General features: G+C 67.2%; 15 protein-coding genes. 9 read left to right on the top strand and 6 right to left on the bottom strand.

Annotation, left to right across the window (positions count from 1 at the left end):
• Positions 1-2: 2 nt before the first annotated feature.
• A complete protein-coding gene (locus EEB19_RS09525; protein WP_187585528.1) occupies positions 3-1226 on the bottom strand; it encodes a hypothetical protein in 1224 nt (407 codons plus the stop codon).
• A gap of 286 nt (positions 1227-1512) precedes the next feature.
• Entirely contained in the window at positions 1513-2190 is a 678-nt protein-coding gene (locus EEB19_RS09520) for a fasciclin domain-containing protein (protein WP_187585526.1), read from the bottom strand.
• A gap of 239 nt (positions 2191-2429) precedes the next feature.
• Between EEB19_RS09520 and EEB19_RS09515 the strand changes: the two genes are divergently transcribed.
• Positions 2430-3959, top strand: coding sequence for a molybdopterin-dependent oxidoreductase (locus EEB19_RS09515; RefSeq protein WP_187585524.1), 1530 nt, complete (start codon positions 2430-2432; stop codon positions 3957-3959).
• Here the strand turns inward: EEB19_RS09515 and EEB19_RS09510 are convergent, their stop codons facing one another.
• Positions 3960-5462 carry an NAD(P)/FAD-dependent oxidoreductase gene (locus EEB19_RS09510; protein ID WP_187585522.1) on the bottom strand — a complete coding sequence of 501 codons (1503 nt, stop codon included), beginning with the start codon at positions 5460-5462 and terminating at the stop codon, positions 3960-3962.
• Between the two features lie 295 nt (positions 5463-5757).
• Here EEB19_RS09510 and EEB19_RS09505 point away from each other — a divergent pair, with 295 nt between their 5' ends.
• Complete coding sequence (locus EEB19_RS09505) at positions 5758-6321, top strand: TetR/AcrR family transcriptional regulator (RefSeq protein WP_262365541.1); 564 nt, start codon at positions 5758-5760, stop codon at positions 6319-6321.
• Positions 6322-6434: 113 nt separating this feature from the next.
• Positions 6435-8678, top strand: coding sequence for a molybdopterin-dependent oxidoreductase (locus EEB19_RS09500; protein WP_187585518.1), 2244 nt, complete (start codon positions 6435-6437; stop codon positions 8676-8678).
• Between the two features lie 3 nt (positions 8679-8681).
• On the opposite strand, the gene EEB19_RS09495 is transcribed toward EEB19_RS09500, so the two are convergent.
• Complete coding sequence (locus EEB19_RS09495; RefSeq protein ID WP_187585516.1) at positions 8682-9251, bottom strand: DUF664 domain-containing protein; 570 nt, start codon at positions 9249-9251, stop codon at positions 8682-8684.
• Between the two features lie 274 nt (positions 9252-9525).
• On the bottom strand, positions 9526-11094 hold the full coding sequence (locus tag EEB19_RS09490) for an AMP-binding protein (protein WP_187585514.1): 1569 nt from the start codon (positions 11092-11094) through the stop codon (positions 9526-9528).
• A gap of 139 nt (positions 11095-11233) precedes the next feature.
• Here EEB19_RS09490 and EEB19_RS09485 point away from each other — a divergent pair, with 139 nt between their 5' ends.
• Positions 11234-12064, top strand: a complete 831-nt coding sequence (locus EEB19_RS09485) for a LuxR C-terminal-related transcriptional regulator (RefSeq protein WP_187585512.1) — start codon at positions 11234-11236, stop codon at positions 12062-12064.
• A gap of 2 nt (positions 12065-12066) precedes the next feature.
• Here EEB19_RS09485 and EEB19_RS09480 read toward each other — a convergent pair whose 3' ends face one another.
• Positions 12067-12336, bottom strand: coding sequence for a Rho termination factor N-terminal domain-containing protein (locus tag EEB19_RS09480; RefSeq protein WP_187585510.1), 270 nt, complete (start codon positions 12334-12336; stop codon positions 12067-12069).
• Between the two features lie 158 nt (positions 12337-12494).
• Between EEB19_RS09480 and EEB19_RS09475 the strand changes: the two genes are divergently transcribed.
• The 5 genes from EEB19_RS09475 (at position 12495) to EEB19_RS09455 (ending at position 16867) form a co-directional block, all read left to right on the top strand.
• Positions 12495-13160, top strand: a complete 666-nt coding sequence (locus tag EEB19_RS09475) for a hypothetical protein (protein WP_187585508.1) — start codon at positions 12495-12497, stop codon at positions 13158-13160.
• 1 nt (position 13161) lies between these two features.
• A complete protein-coding gene (locus EEB19_RS09470; RefSeq protein ID WP_262365540.1) occupies positions 13162-14454 on the top strand; it encodes a LuxR C-terminal-related transcriptional regulator in 1293 nt (430 codons plus the stop codon).
• A 162-nt stretch (positions 14455-14616) separates the two neighbouring features.
• The gene (locus tag EEB19_RS09465) at positions 14617-15705 is read left to right on the top strand and encodes an S-(hydroxymethyl)mycothiol dehydrogenase (RefSeq protein WP_187585506.1); all 1089 of its coding nucleotides are present in this window, start codon (positions 14617-14619) and stop codon (positions 15703-15705) included.
• 2 nt (positions 15706-15707) lie between these two features.
• The gene (locus EEB19_RS09460; protein WP_187585504.1) at positions 15708-16340 is read left to right on the top strand and encodes an MBL fold metallo-hydrolase; all 633 of its coding nucleotides are present in this window, start codon (positions 15708-15710) and stop codon (positions 16338-16340) included.
• 74 nt (positions 16341-16414) lie between these two features.
• Positions 16415-16867: a DoxX family protein gene (locus EEB19_RS09455; protein ID WP_187585502.1), complete on the top strand. Its 453-nt coding sequence runs from the start codon at positions 16415-16417 to the stop codon at positions 16865-16867.
• The last annotated feature ends 67 nt before the right edge of the window (positions 16868-16934 follow it).

Here is a 16934-nt window from a genome sequence, read left to right as displayed (position 1 = left end):
CGTCACTGTCGGCGCCTTTTGGGCCTGTCGGGCGTCCGCCGCCGCATCTTCTCCATCGCGTCCACCGACTCCAACGCGGCACCCAGCGACCTGATCGCATGACGCCACACGTTCGCTTCGGCGGTGCACTCGGTTGTCGGGTCGCCGGCCTCCTTGCGGGTTCGCTCGTCGATCAGGCAACGATTCGCCTGCTGCGCGCAGTGACGGATATAGCGAAGCACGGTGTCGCGATCGAACCCGCAGATCGCGGCGACGGTGAATCCGTCGGAGCGGACGTTGTCCCGGATCAGATCCAGGACGGCGTCGAGGCCGGGAGGCGCCGACGAATCGCGCAGACCATCGGTCTCCGGAAGCGTGGTGTGGCTGCACATACGATCGATCTCGGCAGCGGAGTCCCGTAGGAAGGCCGACCAGTGATCCAGGGCTGCTTGGACATTCGCTCGATGGAACACAGCGCAGTCCACCCGGAGCAGTGCGTGCACTCGACCGGACTCCACCGCGAAGGACACCCCGGGCCACCGTCGGGCGTTGGTCGTGAGGTAGCGCGCGGCCGAACCTGAATCGGGTACGGGAGCGGTCAGGACGGCACAGAACTCGATCGCGACCCCTGCCGCCGACGCCTGGATCGACGACGCGACCGGGATGGTCGGCAGGCCGATCGTGTGATCCACGGGATCGACCTCGACGAGCAGACCGGTCATCTGCTCGATGGCAGATCTCGTGCGCCGCAGCAGGTCTTCGGTCCCGGTGGGGACGGTGGCGACCTCGATGGTCGGCTCGGGTGGATGGTGTGGGGCGCCCACGCCGACGTCGGGTGAGCCGAGGAACGCGGGATCGACGACGTCCCAGACATTGCGAAGAGCAGCGACCACACGCTCTGCCAGATGGTCGGCGTGACGTCGTCCGGCTTCGATGATCACCGTGCCGTCGCGAAGGGTGCGCCACCCCTCTGAACACAGCAGTTCGACGGCGGCCGTCTGAGTGTCGTGGTCGTCGGGGAGAGCCGAGTCGCCGGCGCGAATACGGATCCGGTGAGCGCCGGTGAGTGTCGCCGTGAGCAGGGGCGTGCTGTCGCCGACTCGCGCGATGGGCAGCGTGGTGTCGTCGTCGGCGAGCCCGGCGAGGGCGTCGCCCAGCGCGATCCGGTAAGAACGCCAAGCGGTGTCGATGTGGTCGTCGAAGTTGGTACCGCGTCGGAGCCGCGTGTTGTCGGGCGGGTCGGTCATGGCGGCTCCTTTCAGCGGCGGTGGTCTCGATACGCACCTCGCCCAGGGGCTCGGTGCTACTCGACCAGCGGTGGTGGCACCTCGGCCGGGGGCTCGGTGCTACTCGACCAGCGGTGGTGGCACCTCGCCCGGGGCCTCGGTGCTACTCGACGAGCGGTGGTGGCACCGGTGACTCCTGCTAGGTCTGACGACACCGTACGGCGACGGTCCGACAGAATCGGAGACGAGCACGAGGCCGCGCGCCGGAGGTCGTCCGACGCGCAGCCCCGATCAATCGCAGGTCAGGTCACATCGCCGGCGGCATCATCACCGTGTCGATGAGGTAGACGGTGGCGTTGGCGGTCTTCACGCCGCCGCACACGACGCCGGACTCGTTGGCCTTCAGGTTGTCGCCGGAGCCGGTCACGTTCACGTTCTGGCCTTCGAGCGTCTTGTGCTCACCCGCAATGGCATCCGGGGCGATCTGACCCGAAACAACATGGTAGGTGAGGATATTCGTGAGAAGATCCTTGTCGGTCTTCAGCTTGTCGACGGTTTCCGCAGGAAGCTTCGCGAAGGCGTCGTCGGTCGGCGCGAACACCGTGTACTCACCGTTGTTCAGCGTATCCACAAGGTTCACTTCGGGATTCAGCTGTCCGGACACGGCCTGCGTCAGGGTCTTGAGCATCGGGTTGGCCGCAGCTGCGGTGGCCACGGGCGCCATCGCCATTCCATCGACCGATGCCGGTCCGGTCGGATTCGCTTCCGCGTATGCCGCGCAGCCGGGTCCGACAAGACCTGAAGCCGGTGAGGCAGAGGCGCTTCCGGACTCCATGCTGCTCTGCATGCCGCTCATCGGGGCCATGCTCGTTGCGCTGGAGGCGGAGTCGGAACTGTCGTCCGAGGAACAGCCGGCCACCAGACCGATGGTCAGGGCGACCCCCGACGCCAATGTCAGGACGCGATGAGTTCGCTTGAGAGCCATGATCGATCCAATCTGTGGTTGACGCCCGCCGCGTGGCGGGTCACTGAGTCATTCGGTGTGCATCACCCCGCGGATGGGTCGAGTTGTGGTCGAGTCTGTTTCACGGTCGCGACAACGGGCTCGGACGTAGTGACTTCGCGTACGACCCATCCGCACACCGACGCGGTGCGAATAGGAGAGTGAGACCGCAGAGGCCACCGACACCGTGGACAAGGCCACCGCGGAGAAAGGAGGCTGTCATGGGTACCCGGGTCGAGACATGCCTCCGTGCCGGTGTAGCGGGTCTGGTGTCTGTCCTCGCCGGCGTCGCGGTGGGAGAGCTCGTCGCCCTCCCCATCTCCGGATATGCCTCGCCGTATCAGGCCGTGGCCGCGTTCTTGGTGGACCACGCCCCCGCACCCGCGCGAGAGTTCGCCATCGACACCTTCGGTACCGCCGACAAGACCGCGCTGATGGTCGGGGTGGGGGCCGTGCTTGTCGTCCTCGCCGTGGTGGCGGGCCTGCTGCAGTCGTGGCGACCGCCGTGGGGGCTGGCCGTCGTCGCGGTGTTCGCAGCTTTCGGTGTTGTCGCGGCCGTGACCCGGCCGACGATGGAACCCGCATTCGTGATCCCACCTCTGGTGGCCGGGGTCGTCTCCGGCGTCGCGCTCGTCGTGCTCTGCCGCGGCGCCGCACCCCGAGAGGAAGGAACTGACGGCGGTTGGAGCCGCCGCCAGTTCATCGGGGCCGTCGGTGTGCTCACGGCGGTCGCGGCACTGTCAGCGGTGGTGGCCCGGCAGGCCGGACGCGCCGGTGACATCATGGCCGAACGTCTACGACTCACGCTGCCGAGACCGACGTCCACGGCGGCGCCGGTGCCCGCCGGTGTCGACGTCGACGTGGACGGGGTGACCCCGTTCTTCTCCGACAACGCCACGTTCTATCGCATCGACACGGCACTGCAGGTGCCGCGGCTGAGCACCGCCGACTGGCGACTGCGGATCCACGGCATGGTCGACCGAGAGATCACCCTCACCTGGGACGACCTGACCGCGATGCCCGCCATCGAACGGATCATCACCCTGACCTGCGTCTCCAACGAAGTCGGTGGTGATCTCGCCGGGAACGCACGGTGGCTCGGCGTGCCGATGAGAGACATCCTGACGCAGGCCGGGGTCCGGACAGATGCGGACATGCTGTTGTCCACGAGTGTCGACGGCTGGACGTCGGGCACCCCGCTGGCCGACATCACCGACGGCCGCGACGCCCTCCTGGCCATCGGGATGAACGGCGAACCGCTGCCACTCGAACACGGATATCCGGTCCGGCAGGTCGTGCCCGGTCTCTACGGTTTCGTCTCGGCGTGCAAGTGGGTTGTCGACTGGGAGATCACCCGGTTCGATCGCGCCCGGGCCTATTGGACCGACCGTGGTTGGGGCGTGCGAGCGCCGATCAAGACAGCCTCACGGATCGATCGTCCCGCACCGCTGTCGAGGCAACCGGCCGGACGGGTGGTGGTCGCCGGGACCGCGTGGGCGCAGCATCGTGGGATCAGCGCCGTCGAGGTCCGTGTCGACGACGGACCCTGGCAGCCGGCCGACCTCGCCCCGCAGTACTCGATCGACACGTGGCGGCAGTGGGTCTTCGACTGGGATGCCACACCGGGCCAGCACACGGTGTACTGCCGCGCGACCGATGCGGCGGGACGAACCCAGCCCGAACAGCGCGTCGCGCCGATTCCCGACGGCGCCACCGGATGGCACAGCCGGGTGTTCCGGATCGAGGGCTGATCAGACGCGTGTCGGCGCCCGCCCGAAGACCATCGAGTCCTCGATGTCGTCGAACCGGTGGTCGATGGCGTCGCGGTAGTAGTTGTGCCGCACCCGCCAGTGGCCGTGGGTCCCCGACTTCGGCAGCGCCTCCGGCGCACGCTCCACATATCCGGCTTTGAGGTCCCAGAGGGGCTGTGCCGTCATGGATTGCGCGCCGAGATGTGGATACGCGTGCGTGTATCCGTGAGAGCGCATGTAGCGCAACAACTTCGCGACGGCACGTGCGGTCATGTCGGCGCGCAGGGTCCAGGACGCGTTGGTGTAGCCCACCGACCAGGCGAGATTGGGGACATCCTCGAGAAGGTGGCTCTTGAACACGAACCGATCGTGCGGCTTGATCTCCGCGTCGTCGACGCGGATCCGGATGCCGCCGAATGCCTGCAATTGGAGCCCGGTGGCGGTCACGATGAGGTCGGCGTCGAGATGGCGACCGGATGTCAACGTGATGCCGGTGGCGTCGATCCGGTCGATGTGGTCGGTGACCATCTCGACGGTGCCGTTGGTGATGTCGGCGAAGAGATCGCCGTCGGGCACCATGCACATGCGCTGGTCCCACGGGTCATACGCCGGGTTGAAGTGCACGTCGACGGGATAACCCTCGGGCAGTTCCTTGCGGACCCCCGCGGTGAGCAGCTTGCGGCCGACCTTCGGGAAGCGATGCAACCCGTGCACCATCGCCGCGGTCTGCGCGGCGTAGCGCGTGCGGATGACCTGGTGCGCGGCGCGCGGCGGCAGCAGCTTCCGAATCCACGGATTGATCTTCTGCTCCTGCGACATCGACGCGATGTAGCTCGGCGAGCGCTGCAACATGACGACGTGACCGGCCGTCTTGGCGAGGGACGGGATCAGGCTGACCGAGGTGGCGCCGCTGCCGATCACCACGACCTGTTTGCCGGCGTGGTCGAGGTCGTCGGGCCAGTGTTGTGGGTGCACGACGCGTCCCTCGAAGTCGTCGAGACCGGGGAAGTGCGGGGTGTACGGCTCGTCGTAGTCGTAGTATCCGGTCGCGAAGTACACGAATCGACACCGCAACGTCTGCTCGTTGCCACCCATCCTCGAGGTGATGGTCCAGGTGTCCGTCCCGGAATCCCAGTTCGCGGTCTGCACATGATGGCCGAATCGGATGTGGTCGTCGATGCCGTGCTTCGCAGCGGTCGTCTCGACGTACTCGCGGATGCTGGCTCCGGAGGCCAGCGCCTCGGGCCGACGCCACGGCTCGAACGGGAAGCTCAGCGTGTAGATGTCGCTGTCCGACCGAATACCGGGATAGCGGAAGAGGTCCCACGTTCCGCCGACGCGTTCGCGACGCTCCAGGATCAGATACTTCAGCGACGGGTTCTCGCTGCGCAATCGGTACGCGGCGTCGATCCCCGACAAGCCTGCGCCGATGATGATGACGTCATGCAGTGTGTCGTCGCCGTCCGACGGCGACCTCTCGACAGTCGAATCGGTGTCACTCATCCGGGGACCTCCTCGTCGAGTTCCGTCAATCACTCACGCAGGCAATACCTTCGTGATCGCATCCGATGTGGCAACCGTAGTTCTCCGACGTCGGGTTGGGCGCAGAATCCGGCTTGTGGCATCCCACGCGCCTCCCGATCGCGATCTGATCGTCCCGGTCATCCGTCCTCGTCGGTCCCTGACGAGTGCTGCTGTGGCGCTGTCATGCGGCCCCGACCCCTGCACGACAACGACCCGACATCAGCACCGCTCCGCCCACGAAGTGCGACAGCGGTGTTGCATGTACGCTAGGCCGGTGACGGTCGCCGCGCAAGTACGAGCAGACGTGGAGCGCAACCGGGCAGCGATCATCGCGGGCGCGATCAGTCTGCTGGGTCAGTCGCCGAACGCCTCGATGCAGCAGATCGCTGAGTCCTCCGGTGTCAATCGCGCGACGCTGTATCGGCACTTCACCAACCGGGAGCACCTGCTCAAGGCCCTGCACGAGGAAGCCGTCGAGGCCGCAGCCGCGCTCGGGCGGGCGCTGCCGTCGGACAGCCCGGTCGTGCCGGCGCTCACCGGCTACCTCGACGACGCGATCACGATCGGAGAGCGCTACCGGTTCATCCTCATGTACCGGCGCACGGACCCGGCGATGTTCGAGGTCGAGGCCCGCGCGAGCGCACCCGTCGTGAAGGCGATCCGGAGAGGACAGAAACACGGCGAGATCGACGCCCGCCTCGACCCGGTGTTCGCGGCCGGCCAGATCACCATGCTCGTGATCGGTGCCGTCGGCCTGGTCGAACGCGGGGCGATGACGCTCGAGGATGCGCGAGCGCAGGCGCAACTCGCGTTCGGGAAAGAGATCGACCCGACGTAGGCCGCGCGCCGCGCCTCCCGACCAAGCGCCGGCCCCTTCCGCCCTCGCGCCGATCGTGCAACACTCGTTGTCAGATCTGAACGCCACCGCCCCACAGCCCAGGGAGAGTGCACATGCGGGAGGACAAGGTCACCTATTGCCGGATCTGCGAACCGTTGTGCGGTCTGATCGCGACGGTCGAGGACGACGAACTCGTCGCTCTGCGACCGGATCGGGATCATCCGTTGTCGAAGGGATTCGCCTGCCCCAAGGGCATCGCGTTCACCGAGATCGTCAACGACCCTGATCGCGTGCTGCATCCGTTGCGCCGCACCGCTGACGGCGAGTTCGAGCAGGTGTCGTGGGACACCGCGCTGGCCGACATCGGTGAACGGCTGCGCGGCGTCCATCGCCGCCACGGGAGTTCGGGGATCGGTTGGTACTTCGGCAATCCGGCGACGTTCTCGACGGGCCACACGATCTGGGCGGCGGCGTTCATGGCGCTGCTGGGCTCCCCGCACGTGTACTCGGCCGGTTCGCAGGACGTGAACAATCGTTTCGTCGCGAGCCACTTCCTCTACGGGAATCCGGTTGCGGCTCCCGTGCCCGACGTCAACCGGACCGACCTCCTCGTCGTCATCGGGGCGAATCCCGTGGTCTCGCACGGAAGTGTGATGAGTTCACCGCGAATCCGGGAGGGGCTCAACGCGATCACTGCACGCGGAGGCCGTGTGCTCGTCGTCGACCCGCGGCGCACCGAGACCGCGCGTGAGCACGAGTGGTTGCCGATCGTGCCCGACACGGACGCACTCTTCCTGTTGTCGCTGCTGCACGTGATGTTCGACGAACGACTCGTGGACGAGAAGCGGCTGCGCCGGCAGGCGTCGGGGGTGGACACGATCGAACGCGTCGTCGCCGGCTACTCGCCCGAGACGACGCAGTCACGCACGGACGTCCCCGCCGAGGTGGTGCGTGAACTCGCGAGGTCGCTGGTCCGGACCGAACGGGCGGCGGTCTACGGGAGAGTCGGAACGTGTCTGGGGCGCACGGGAACCCTGACGACGGCACTGCTGGACATGGTGAATCTGGTCGCGGGCAATCTCGACGTCGTCGGCGGTTCGATGTTCGGCGATCTCGGGATCCCGGGACAGCGACTGGGAGTGTCTGCACTGCAGCGGCTCTCGGGATTCACGTGGTCCGGTCGGCGGAGCAGGGTCGGGAATCTGCCGCAGGTTCTCGGGACCGCCCCGGCTTCGGTCATGGCCAAGGAGATCACCACCGCGGGTGACGGACAGCTGCGCGCTCTGTTCGTCAGCGCGGGAAATCCGGTGTTGTCGGTACCCAACGGGGCGGAATTGAGTTCTGCGTTGGATGATCTCGACCTGATGGTGTCGCTGGACATCTACCGGAACGAGACCAACGCACACGCCGACTACATCCTGCCTGCCACGACGATGTACGAGCGTGGGGACTTCCTGTTGCCCTTCCAGGCCCTGTTCACGACACCGTTCAAGCAGGCGACAGATCCCGTCATCAGCCCGCGCGGCGAGGCGCGCGAGGAGTGGACGGTCATCAACGACTTGATCGCGGCGCTGTCGCGACGCTCGCCGCTGGTGGGTGCGCTGCACCTGATGAACTCCGCCGGGGCCAGGGTCGGCCGGATGTGGGGGCCGCGTCAACTGTCGGATCTGGTGCTCCGGATGGGCTCCGGCGGTGATCGCTTCGGCCTACGCCGCGGTGGACTGTCCTACCGAAAACTGGTGCAGGACAATCCGCACGGCGTGGTCATCGCCGACGGACTCGAGGCCGGCCGCCTGCGCGACACGGTCACCTTCCGCGACCGCAAGGTGCGCCTGGACGCACCCGAAATCCTCGCCGAACTCGACCGCCTCGCCGTCGACGACGATCCACGACTTCCGTTGCGGCTCATCGGCATGCGCGAGATAAGATCGGAAAACAGCTGGCAGCACAATGCGCCCATGCTCCTGCGTGGCGGCCGGCGGCACTGTGCTCGCATGCATCCCGACGACGCCCAGGAACGCGGGGTCGCCGAAGGAGATCTGATCAGGGTGACCTCGGCGCACGGTCACATCGAGCTACCTGTGTCGCTCACCGACGACATCAAACGCGGGGTCGTCGCAGTCCCGCACGGCTGGGGTCACAACGGCTCCGGCGGGTGGACACGCGCGAACGCCGCCGCGGCCACGGAACTCGGCAGCGGCGGCGCCAACGTGAACGCACTCATCTCGTCGGATCCGGAGGATCTGGAACGACTGGCCGGCATGGCCAACATGACCGGTGTCCCGATCGAGGTCGCCCTGCTCGATCCCGCCGCCGACGCGGATGGACGTCGTCAGACGGCGGTCTCGACGCGCTGACCGTCAGTCCAGGCCCCACTCGGCGAGTTCGGGACCGTCGTAGAGGGCCGCCATCGTGCTCTGACCGTCAAGGGCCTCGCGGATGATGTCGGCGTGCCCGGCGTGGTGGGCGGTCTCACGAAGCTTGTGCAGCATCATCTTCCGGATCGTCCACCATTCGCGTTCGGGCTGCCACGGGGCGGTCATCTGGGGGATCAGCACATCCAGACTGTCCACCTCGGCCACGTACGCGTCGAGAGCCGCGGCCGCGCGGTCGTACTCCTCCACCCAGTCGGCGAACGTCTCGCCGTCGGTCAGATCGTAGGCATGGGCGGCCTGCTCCATGTCGAACTCCGCCGTCTCGTCGCGGTCGACGAGCTCCTGCAGGGTGCCCTGTTCGCCCATCGCGAGATGCTTGACCAGACCGCCCAGGGTCAGCTCGCTGACGGTGGTGCGCTGACGCGCCTGCTCCTCGGTGATGCCCTTCAGAGTGACCTTGAAGAGCGCCCGCTGATCCGCGATGAGCGTGAGGAGGTCTTCCTTCTCACCGCTCACCGTGAACGGCAGAGTGACGGGGGTATAGGTGCCGGCCATGATCTTCCCTCTCGTTGTCCTTGCTGGTGAGGACTACGTTATGAGGAATTGAGGACAGGTTCGGTCCGCGTTGAGAAATGGGTGTGGGGATGACCCTTCGTGACGCTCGCAAGCTCGCTCCTCAGGGATCGGGGTGAGGTTCGCGAGTTCGCTGTTCAGGGGTCGGGGTGAGGTTCGCGAGGTTCGCTTCGCAGGGATCGGGTGAGGTTCGCGAGGTTCGCTGTTCAGGGGTCGGGTGAGGTTCGCAGGCTCTTCTCAGGGATCCGGTGACCCCTCACTGACGCAACAGGAACCGTTGGATCTTGCCGCTCGGTGTCTTGGGCAGGGCGTCGACGAAGTGCACCGCACGCGGGTACGCGTGCGCGGCGAAGCCGGTCTTGACCAGCTGTTGCAGCTCGCGTTCGAGGTCGTCGGTACCGGTGACGCCGTCGGCGAGGACGACGAACGCCTCGAGGACCTCGCCACGCAGCTCATCGGGCCGCCCGACGACGGCGACGTCCACCACGGACGCATGGGTGATCAGCACGCTCTCGACATCGAACGGCCCGATCCGGTAACCCGCCATGATGATCACGTCGTCGTCGCGGGCGGTGAAGAAGTAGCGACCGTCGTCGTCGATCCGTCCGGTGTCGCCGGTCAGATACCAGGCGCCGTCGGCGGTGAAGCGCGCCGCGGTCTTGTCGGGGGCGTCGAGGTAGCCGGTGAAGAACATGAGCGGGCTCTGGGCGACCTCGATGGCAACCTGTCCGTCGACGATGCCGGTCGAGAAGCCGGGCATCGGGGTACCCATCGACCCGGGGACCAGCGGTTGCGCGACATCGGGGTGCCAGTGGTTGTTGATGAACATGCCGTGTTCGGTCTGGCCGTAGTGGTCGCGGACCTCGCAGGCGATGGCGATCTGGGCCCACGCGATCACGTCCGGGGTCAGGGGCTCGCCCGCCGACGACGCGCGCCGCAACGTGAGCCCGGTGAACGACGGGTCCTTCGACAGGGAGCGGTAGACGGTCGGCGCGGCCGCGAAGTTGGTGACCCCGAGCTCGGCCATGATGCGGGTGGTGAGATCCGCCGAGAATCCGGCGTGCAGCAACAGGTTTCGTCGGCCCACGGCCATCGGCCCGAGGATTCCGTAGTAGAGGCCGTACGCCCAGCCGGGGTCGGCGGCGTTCCAGAACACGTCGTCGGCGGTCACGTCGAGTCCGTAGTGCATGTAGCAGGAGAACGCGGCCAGCGCCCGCACCGGGACCTCGACCCCCTTGGGAGAGCCGGTGGTGCCACTGGTGAACAGCAGGACGAGTGCCCCGTTGCCGCCGACGGCGACCGAACGGTCGAGGGGCTGACTGCCGGTGACGAGCGCATCGAACTGCTCGCCGGCCACGATCGTGGTGATGCCGTCGATGTCGTCCAGTTTGGCGGCCTGACCCGGCTCGGTCACGACGACCTTCGCCCCGCCCGCCCTCACGCGCATCTCGATCGCCGGGGGTGCGAACGCGGTGAACAGCGGGATGTACACGGCACCGAGGCGCGCGATGGCGAGCAGCGTGATGACCAGTTCCGCGCGCTTGCCCATCAACACCCCGACTGTGTCGCCCTGCCCCACACCGCGCGCGGCGAGCGCCGTCGCGAACCGCTTCGACGCGTCCGCGAGTTCCCCGTAGGTGAGGTCGACCGTGATCAGGCGGTCGCCGTCGACGTCGATGGTGGTGAAGGCGACCGCCGACGGATCATGCCGGTCGACCAACAGTTCGGCGGCATTCGCGGAACCGTCGCCGAAGGTGGCCAGCCAGGAGCTCAGCGTGTCGGCGACGGATGTGTCGTCGGCGGGGGTGGGAGCTGTGTGCGTCATCGGGGGACCTCCGTGGATGCGGATGCCTGCTGCGGGCGGGCAGGATGAGCCCGTCGAGCCGGTAATGTGGGTCACATTCTCCGCGCGGAGGGCGTGCAGGAACACCCCCGGAAGAGGGGGAGCAGGGTTCGGAGGTGACATGAGCGAGGCCTCGATGGTGCTCGACGCACTTCGTCGCGTCCGCCGCGGCAGCGGGGTGTCGCTGGCGTTCGCCGGCATGGTGTCGCCGACGACCACCGCCGCCCGCCAGACCGTGCGCCTCGAGCATTTCGTCGGGCGGACCAACGGGGCGCTCGCCGGGGTATCGGTCGATGTCGGACACGGACTCGGCGGCAAGGTCATCAGTGTGCAGCGTCCTGTCGCCGTCGACGATTACCTGCGCACACCGCGGATCACGCACCGGTACAACACGATCATCGCGACGGAGGGGCTGCGTGCCATGGCGGCGGTCCCGGTCATCGTCGACCGCAGACCCATCGCGGTGCTCTACGGTGCGCTGCACACCGGCGATCCGCTGGGGGACCGGACCTTCGACGTCCTCGCGGGCGAGGCCCGAGCGCTCGAGCAGCAGATCGTGAGCAGCCGTGCCGTGACACGGCTGTCCGGGCGCGATCACCCGGGAACGGCAGATCTGGACGAACTCCGCGATCGTCTGACCGAGGCGTACGGGCGGCTGCGGCTGCTCGGCCGGACGGTCGACGACGAGGACCTGGCGGCCGAACTCGACAGGATCACCGACGCTCTGCTCGACGGTGCCGCGCCGGCGCCGGCGGTCGCGCTCACCCGGCGCGAACAGGACGTGCTCGCCCTCGCCGCGCTCGGACACAGCAACGCCCGGATCGCCGAGAGCCTGGGAGTCGGCGTCCAGACCGCGAAGGGCTACATGCGTGACGCGATGTCCAAACTCGGTGCCAGCACACGTCTGGAAGCAGTGGTCACCGCGCGTCGCGCGGGCATTCTCCCCAGCTGACGTCAGTGATTGCGCAACGCGTCGATCAGCTCGTCCTTCTTCATCGACGAGTAACCGCTGATATCGAGTTCTTTTGCGCGGTCTTGCAATTCGTCGACCGTCCAGTCGTCGTACGAGCCGGAACTGCCGCCTCTCTCGCCGACTTCGGATCGGGATTCGTTGGCGGCGGCGTTGGCGATCCGCGCCGACTTCTCCTTCGAATTGCCCTCGTCGCGCAACTTTTCGTACAGCTCGTCGTCCTTGACCGACGGGCCTGGGTCACGTTCCGGCATCGCTACCTCCTGATGACGTCGTCTCAGTCGTTCCGGGTCACTACCCGATTCCGAAATTACCCAGATCCCTCACGCGTCACACATCATCGCGGCGAATCGGCGCACTAGGGTGGAAACACCACCCGGTGACTCGGACATCACGGACAAGGGGACTCCAGATGGGCAAGAAGAAGAAGCTGATCGGCCGGCTCGAGAAGGAGGTCGACCGACTCCGCAGTGAACTCGCCCGCGTCGACAAGGAAGCCAAGAAGCGGATCCGGCAAGCGGAGAAGGACGCCACCGCGCTGCGCGACGAGGTGTTGCGGATGATCGGTCAGGGCAAGGGCCCCGATCAGACGGCCGTGCCGAGTACCCCCACCGAGCCCGAACCCGTTGATCCGCTGGCAGGCGGTGCCGGTGACGACAACACGTCGACGGCGATCGTGGAGACCCCGACACCGGCTCGCGTCCCCGGGTTGCCGCAGCCCGCCGCTCGCGTGACGTCGACGTCGCAGGAGGTCCCGGCCAAGAACCCGCCGGCCGCGACGACCCCTGTGGCGACAACCCCCGCCTCGTCGACCCCCGCGAAGACGGCACCCGCGCAGAAGGCGCCCGCCAAGAAAACCTCCGCCGCGAAGACGCCGGCCACGTCGACACCGGCCACGAAGAAGCCGGCAACAAAGCCGGCGACGAAGACCGCGTCCACCACGACACCCGCGAAGAAGGCGGCTCGGTCATCATCGGCCGCGCCGACGGTGGCCGAGTTGCGGCGCCGAGCGAAGGCCCAAGGGGTCAAAGGGTATTCGTCGATGACGAAGGCCCAGCTGCTCGACGCGCTCGACTGAGGTGACCGACGACGCCGCTCAGGAGGCTGGTGCAGTCCTTGAGCGTTGGGAGCAGCTGCGCGCGGTGATCGACGGTCCGCTGCCCCAGATCGCGGTTCGCTTCTCCCGCTTCCTGTCCCCGGACTGGCCGCATCAGGCTCTGGTCATCTTCACCCGCGAGTGCACCGGACGGCCACGGAAGGTCGCCGGGGACCGCGACATCGTGGACCGCGTCTCGATCGACGAACTCGACGCGCTCAAGGACGCGACGCCACCGGGCGACGTGCTGACCACCACCGCCGTGGTCGGAGGTGTGAGCAGGACGTTGCATGCCGTCCGCGACGAGACCGACACCCTGCTCGTCCTCATCCCGAAACCGAGCAGAACCTCCCCGGTCCCACGGACTCCGGTCTCGATGGATCTGCTGCGGGCGCGCTTCGCCATCGTCGCGACATCGATCCGTCAGCAGGTCGCGCAGGCGAGCCCGGACTATCTGGCCGAGTCGCGCGCCGCGTCCAGCGAGCGGGCTCGCACGATCGTCCAGCTCACACAGTCCCACGAGGACGCACTGGCCTCGATCCTGGGAACACTGCGATCGCGCGACCTCGATGATCGGACGGCCCGCGCAACGGCCGCCGAGACGGCGTCGTCGGCCCTGATCACCCTGCGCTCCGTCGGTGACACCGACCGAAAACTGGCCACCGAGGCGCTGTCCGCCGCGTTCGCCCGGATGCAGACCGAACTCGAACCCGTCCTTCATCAACTGCATGTCGACGTCGAGTACTTACGACCGCCGGGCGAGAGCCGGTCGCTGCCCGGCGAGATCGCGCACGCGGCGCGCGCGATCGTGCGGGTGGTCGCGGTGGCGTTCGGTACCCAACGGGCGGTCACCCGGGTGCGGGTCGCGTGGGAATGCGTGGGCGACGACCTCGTCGTCGACGTCCGGGACCAGGGGGCCGGCGAACTCGATGGTGACGCGCTGACCCGGCAACTGTCCGGCCGCCTACGAACACTCGACGGACGGTTGGAGGTGGAGACCCTGGCCGGTTGGGGAAGCCGGGTGTCGGCGCGCATCCCGTTGGACAGCCCCGGGGAGCGTCCCGCCGAAGACCTGTTGTCGACACTCAACCCCCGCGAACTCGAGGTGCTCGGCCATCTCGCGCTCGGCCGGCGCAACAAGTCGATCGCCACCGAACTCGGCGTCAGCGAGAGCACGGTGAAGTTCCATGTGACGGCGATCCTGCAGAAGCTGCGGGTGTCCAATCGCGGTGAGGCCGGTCTGTTGGCGGCCAAAGCCGGGATCACGGCGAGCTGACCGCAGGCCGACAGCGCGACGGAGAAGCGGGCTGTACTTTCGTCTAGGTAGAACCATCCATTCGGACGGATGCATGTGTCGAGGGGCGCCGCGAGACTGGGAACCGTAGCGGACTGCCCATCGGCAGTCCACAGTTGTCACCGAGAGGATCGAGAAACCGATATGTCGCAGACGGTCAAGGGAGTCATCTCACGGAGCAAGGGCGCGCCGACGGAGATCGTCGATGTGGTGATCCCCGACCCGGGTGCACGAGACGTCGTGGTGGCGATCAAGGCATGCGGTGTGTGCCATACCGACCTCGCCTACAAGCAGGGCGGCATCAACGACGAGTACCCCTTCCTCCTCGGCCACGAAGCGGCCGGTGTCGTCGAGTCGATCGGCTCCGATGTCACGCACGTGGAGGTCGGCGATTTCGTCGTCCTGAACTGGCGTGCGGTGTGCGGGCAGTGTCGGGCCTGTAAGCGTGGTCGACCGTGGTACTGCTTCGACACCTTCAACGCGAGCATCCCGATGACCCTCGCCGACGGCACCGAACTGACGCCGGCGCTGGGCATCGGCGCATTCGCGGAGAAGACCCTCATCCACGAATTGCAGTGCACCAAGGTCAATCCCGAGACCGATCCGGCAGTGGCCGGGCTCCTCGGCTGCGGTGTGATGGCCGGACTCGGCGCCGCGATGAACACCGGCAACGTCGGTCGTGGTGACTCGGTCGCGGTGATCGGCTGTGGCGGTGTCGGTGACGCCGCGATCGCCGGAGCGCGCCTGGCCGGGGCGACGACGATCATCGCGATCGACCGCGACCCGGCCAAGCTCGAGTGGGCAACCGATCTCGGTGCCACGCACACCATCAACGGTGCGGAGGTCGACGATGTGGTGACCGCCGTGCAGGATCTCACCGACAGCAACGGGGTCGACGTGGTCGTCGACGCGGTCGGCCGTCCGGAGACCTACAAGCAGGCGTTCTACGCGCGCGATCTCGCCGGCGTCGTGGTTCTCGTCGGTGTGCCGACCCCCGACATGACCCTGGAGATGCCGCTCATCGACTTCTTCTCTCGCGGTGGCGCATTGAAATCCTCGTGGTACGGCGACTGCCTGCCCGAGCGGGACTTCCCCATGCTGATCGACCTCTACGAACAGGGTCGTCTGCCGCTGGACAAGTTCGTCACCGAGCGGGTCGGGCTGACCGACGTCGAAGCCGCCTTCGAGGCGATGGAAGCGGGCAAGGTCCTGCGTTCGGTGGTGGAGCTGTAGCGATGGCGAACACACTGCGCATCGACAACGTCGTCACGTCCGGTCAGTTCTCGCTCGACGGCGGCACCTGGGACGTCGACAACAACATCTGGCTCGTCGGGAACGACGACGAGGTCGTCATCATCGACGCGGCACACTCGGCCGCGCCGATCCTGGACGCCGTCGGCGACCGCACGGTGAAGGCCATCGTGCTCACGCACGGACACAACGACCACATCACCGTCGCGCCGGAACTCTCCGAGGCGACCGGCGCGCCGATCTGGCTGCATCCCGGCGACGACATGCTGTGGAACGAGACCCACCCCGACGTCTCCCATCAGGACCTCGAGGACGGCCAGCGGATCGAGGTCGCCGGCACATCGCTCGTGGTCATCAACACCCCCGGACATTCGCCCGGGTCGTCGGTGATCCACGTGCCGGAGGCCGGAGTGCTGTTCTCCGGCGACACCCTGTTCCAGGGTGGGCCGGGCGCCACCGGCCGGTCGTACTCGAGCTTCCCGACGATCATCGCCTCGATCCAGGAGAAGATCTTCACTCTCGATCCGGAGACGACGGTGCACACCGGGCACGGCGACGGCACGACCGTCGGCACGGAGTCGCCGCACCTCGAGGAGTGGATCGCACGCGGAAACTGAGCGATTGCTGTGGGAACGCTCACAGATGGGGCCCGTATGTGGACCGAAGGTCGGTTTACTGCTTCAGTTAGGTAATGCTTACCTTCCTCCAGAGTAAATCGCCGTGGGCGATCGGTGTCTTTCGGATCGTCGTGGGCTTCATCTTCTTTTGTCATGGCACGTCGACGCTTTTCGCGTGGCCGGTGGCACCGTACGGCGGCGAGACCGCGGCTCTCGGTGCCTGGCCGTCGTGGTGGGCCGGCGCCATCCAGCTGATCGGTGGTCTGCTGGTCATGGTGGGCCTGCAGACGCGACTCGCCGCGTTGATCGGATCGGGCTCGATGGCGGTGGCGTACTTCTGGAAGCACCAGGGGGACGGACTGCTGCCGATCCAGAACGACGGTGACTCGGCGGCGCTGTACTGCTGGGCGCTGCTCCTCCTGGTGTTCATCGGCGGCGGCAAGCTCGCTCTGGACAACGTCGTCGCGCGTCGTGGTGCGACCAGTGCTTCGACGGTGGAAAGCAAGGTCGCCGAACCGGTTTCCTGACAGACCACGTGGTGCGGACGCTCGCAGTGCGCGCGTCCGCACCACACAATCGCGTCCGCTGGTGCGT

It is taken from the genome of Gordonia sp. OPL2 (assembly GCF_003797825.1).
Lineage (GTDB): Bacteria > Actinomycetota > Actinomycetes > Mycobacteriales > Mycobacteriaceae > Gordonia.
The sequence above is the reverse complement of the archived record's forward strand: the minus strand, read 5'-3'. Positions and strand labels throughout refer to the sequence as shown.

Coding starts and splice junctions, on each gene's coding strand:
- EEB19_RS09525 (WP_187585528.1), bottom strand. CDS start 1,226: ATGACCGACCCGCCCGACAACACGCGGCTCCGACGCGGTACCAACTTC.
- EEB19_RS09520 (WP_187585526.1), bottom strand. CDS start 2,190: ATGGCTCTCAAGCGAACTCATCGCGTCCTGACATTGGCGTCGGGGGTC.
- EEB19_RS09515 (WP_187585524.1), top strand. CDS start 2,430: ATGGGTACCCGGGTCGAGACATGCCTCCGTGCCGGTGTAGCGGGTCTG.
- EEB19_RS09510 (WP_187585522.1), bottom strand. CDS start 5,462: ATGAGTGACACCGATTCGACTGTCGAGAGGTCGCCGTCGGACGGCGAC.
- EEB19_RS09500 (WP_187585518.1), top strand. CDS start 6,435: ATGCGGGAGGACAAGGTCACCTATTGCCGGATCTGCGAACCGTTGTGC.
- EEB19_RS09495 (WP_187585516.1), bottom strand. CDS start 9,251: ATGGCCGGCACCTATACCCCCGTCACTCTGCCGTTCACGGTGAGCGGT.
- EEB19_RS09490 (WP_187585514.1), bottom strand. CDS start 11,094: ATGACGCACACAGCTCCCACCCCCGCCGACGACACATCCGTCGCCGAC.
- EEB19_RS09485 (WP_187585512.1), top strand. CDS start 11,234: ATGAGCGAGGCCTCGATGGTGCTCGACGCACTTCGTCGCGTCCGCCGC.
- EEB19_RS09480 (WP_187585510.1), bottom strand. CDS start 12,336: ATGCCGGAACGTGACCCAGGCCCGTCGGTCAAGGACGACGAGCTGTAC.
- EEB19_RS09475 (WP_187585508.1), top strand. CDS start 12,495: ATGGGCAAGAAGAAGAAGCTGATCGGCCGGCTCGAGAAGGAGGTCGAC.
- EEB19_RS09465 (WP_187585506.1), top strand. CDS start 14,617: ATGTCGCAGACGGTCAAGGGAGTCATCTCACGGAGCAAGGGCGCGCCG.
- EEB19_RS09460 (WP_187585504.1), top strand. CDS start 15,708: ATGGCGAACACACTGCGCATCGACAACGTCGTCACGTCCGGTCAGTTC.
- EEB19_RS09455 (WP_187585502.1), top strand. CDS start 16,415: ATGCTTACCTTCCTCCAGAGTAAATCGCCGTGGGCGATCGGTGTCTTT.